The organism is Allobosea robiniae (assembly GCF_900102525.1).
Taxonomy (GTDB): Bacteria; Pseudomonadota; Alphaproteobacteria; order Rhizobiales; family Beijerinckiaceae; genus Allobosea; species Allobosea robiniae.
Genome location: NZ_FNBZ01000018.1, coordinates 2,501 through 5,716, shown reverse-complemented (window position 1 = coordinate 5,716; position 3,216 = coordinate 2,501). Strand labels below are relative to the sequence as shown.

Annotated in this window: 1 tRNA gene and 2 rRNA genes (1 of these 3 running past the window's edge); all 3 read right to left on the bottom strand. The window is 54.4% G+C overall.

Annotated elements, in window-relative coordinates:
• Positions 1-36: 36 nt before the first annotated feature.
• A tRNA-Met gene (locus tag BLQ70_RS25165) sits at positions 37-113 on the bottom strand.
• 143 nt (positions 114-256) lie between these two features.
• Positions 257-371, bottom strand: a 5S ribosomal RNA gene (gene rrf, locus BLQ70_RS25160).
• An 81-nt stretch (positions 372-452) separates the two neighbouring features.
• Positions 453-3,216: ribosomal RNA gene (locus BLQ70_RS25155) — 23S ribosomal RNA — on the bottom strand; it runs 53 nt beyond the window's last position.

Here is a 3,216-nt window from a genome sequence, read left to right as displayed (position 1 = left end):
AAAGCCCCGTCGCGATTGCGACGGGGCTTTTATGTTTGGTTGCGGGGGCCAGATTTGAACTGACGACCTTCAGGTTATGAGCCTGACGAGCTACCGGGCTGCTCCACCCCGCGTCAACGATTTGGCCTTTTGCGTCTTTGGTTGGCTGTTGGCCTATCCTGGGACGTTTTGGGCTTTAAACGGCAACGCGGCGGCGACGTTAGTCGACCGCCGCGTTGAAGCGATTTGTGATTGTGATGAGGGATATCCTTGACAGGCCCGGCAACGACCTACTCTCCCGGGTCTTGAGACACAGTACCATCAGCGCTGAGGAGTTTAACGGCCGAGTTCGGGATGGGATCGGGTTCTGGCTCCTCGCTCAAGCCACCGGGCCGGCGAAGGATATTGGCAAGCATATGGTCTTTGGTTTGATGATGTTTCGCGTTTTGGTGTCGCGGACATTGATCATGAGAACGATCAAGCCGATCGAGCAATTAGTACCGGTAAGCTGAACGCATTGCTGCGATTACACACCCGGCCTATCAACGTGGTCGTCTTCCACGGCTCTCAAGGGAGAACTCGTTTTGAGGTGGGTTTCCCGCTTAGATGCCTTCAGCGGTTATCCCGTCCGTACATAGCTACCCTGCACTGCGGCTGGCGCCACAACAGGTCCACCAGAGGTACGTCCACCCCGGTCCTCTCGTACTAAGGGCAGATCCTCTCAATTCTCCTACACCCACGGCAGATAGGGACCGAACTGTCTCACGACGTTCTGAACCCAGCTCACGTACCACTTTAATCGGCGAACAGCCGAACCCTTGGGACCTTCTCCAGCCCCAGGATGTGATGAGCCGACATCGAGGTGCCAAACGATTCCGTCGATATGGACTCTTGGGAATCATCAGCCTGTTATCCCCGGCGTACCTTTTATCCGTTGAGCGATGGCCCTTCCACGCGGGACCACCGGATCACTATGGCCGTCTTTCGACTCTGCTCGACTTGTCAGTCTCGCAGTCAGGCAGGCTTATGCCATTGCACTCAACGAGCGATTTCCGACCGCTCTGAGCCCACCTTCGCACGCCTCCGTTACTCTTTGGGAGGCGACCGCCCCAGTCAAACTGCCTGCCATGCGCTGTCTCGGACCCGGATGACGGGTCGCGGTTAGACATCCATGACGATAAGGGTGGTATTTCAAGGATGACTCCACCAGAGCTGGCGCCCCGGCTTCAAAGTCTACCACCTATCCTACACATGCCGACACGAATGCCAGCGCAAAGCTGCAGTAAAGGTGCACGGGGTCTTTCCGTCTGACCGCAGGAACCCCGCATCTTCACGGGGAATTCAATTTCACTGAGTCTATGCTGGAGACAGCGGGGAAGTCGTTACGCCATTCGTGCAGGTCGGAACTTACCCGACAAGGAATTTCGCTACCTTAGGACCGTTATAGTTACGGCCGCCGTTTACCGGGGCTTCAATTCGGTGCTTGCACACCTCCTTTTAACCTTCCGGCACCGGGCAGGCGTCAGACCCTATACGTCATCTTACGATTTCGCAGAGCCCTGTGTTTTAGTTAAACAGTCGCTACCCCCTGGTCTGTGCCCCCAATGCCTAGTTGCCTAAGCACTGGGCCTCCTTATCCCGAAGTTACGGAGGTAAATTGCCGAGTTCCTTCAGCATAGTTCTCTCAAGCGCCTTGGTATACTCTACCAGTCCACCTGTGTCGGTTTCGGGTACGGTCTAATGTTGGAGCTATTTCCTGGAACCGCTTGGAAGCCAGATCAATCCAATAAGATCTGACAGCGTACGCGATCCGTCACTACCAACTGGCTGAGGAATATTCACCTCATTCCCATCGACTACGCCTTTCGGCCTCGCCTTAGGGGCCGGCTAACCCTGCGGAGATTAACTTTACGCAGGAACCCTTGGACTTTCGGCGACAGTGTCTTTCACACTGTTTGTCGTTACTCATGTCAGCATTCGCACTTCCAATACCTCCAGGAGCCCTCACGGGTCTCCCTTCGTTGGCTTATGGAACGCTCCGCTACCGCTTGCACAAAGTGCAAACCTTAAGCTTCGGCTCGTGGCTTGAGCCCCGATACATTTTCGGCGCAGGAACCCTTATTTAGACCAGTGAGCTGTTACGCTTTCTTTAAAGGATGGCTGCTTCTAAGCCAACCTCCTGGTTGTTTTGGGATTCCCACATCCTTTCACACTTAGCCACGAATTGGGGGCCTTAGCTGTAAGTCAGGGTTGTTTCCCTCTCCACGACGGACGTTAGCACCCGCCGTGTGTCTCCCGCGCAGTACTTCTGGGTATTCGGAGTTTGGTTAGGATTGGTAATGCGGTAAGCACCCCTCACCCATCCAGTGCTCTACCCCCCAGAGTATTCACGCGAGGCGCTACCTAAATAGCTTTCGCGGAGAACCAGCTATTTCCGAGTTTGATTGGCCTTTCACCCCTAGCCACAAGTCATCCGAGACTTTTTCAACAGGCACCGGTTCGGTCCTCCAGTAAGTGTTACCTTACCTTCAACCTGCTCATGGCTAGATCACCCGGTTTCGGGTCTAATCCGACGAACTGAACGCCCTGTTCAGACTCGCTTTCGCTGCGCCTACACCTACCGGCTTAAGCTTGCTCGTCAGATTAAGTCGCTGACCCATTATACAAAAGGTACGCGGTCACCCAGGACGAACCTTGAGCTCCCACTGTTTGTAAGCATTCGGTTTCAGGTGCTATTTCACTCCCCTCGTCGGGGTGCTTTTCACCTTTCCCTCACGGTACTTGTTCACTATCGGTCGCTGAGGAGTACTTAGGCTTGGAGGGTGGTCCCCCCACGTTCAGACAGGATTTCACGTGTCCCGCCTTACTCATGTCCCAACTGTTCGCAGATCCGTACGGGGCTATCACCCATTATTGCGTGGTTTCCCAACCACTTCCGGTAACTTACAGTCAGGCACTGGCCTGGTCCGCGTTCGCTCGCCACTACTAACGGAGTCTCGTTGATGTCCTTTCCTCCAGGTACTTAGATGTTTCAGTTCCCTGGGTTAGCTTTGAACCCCTATGTATTCAGAGTTCAATACCTTCTCATGATCTCTGTTAGTCCGAAGACAGGCCCAAGCACAGGCCGTAACCTGTCCTTGGAATAACAGAGATCGAAGGTGGGTTTCCCCATTCGGAAATCCGCGGATCAAAGCTCATTCGCAGCTCCCCACGGCTTATCGCAGCGTATCACGTCCT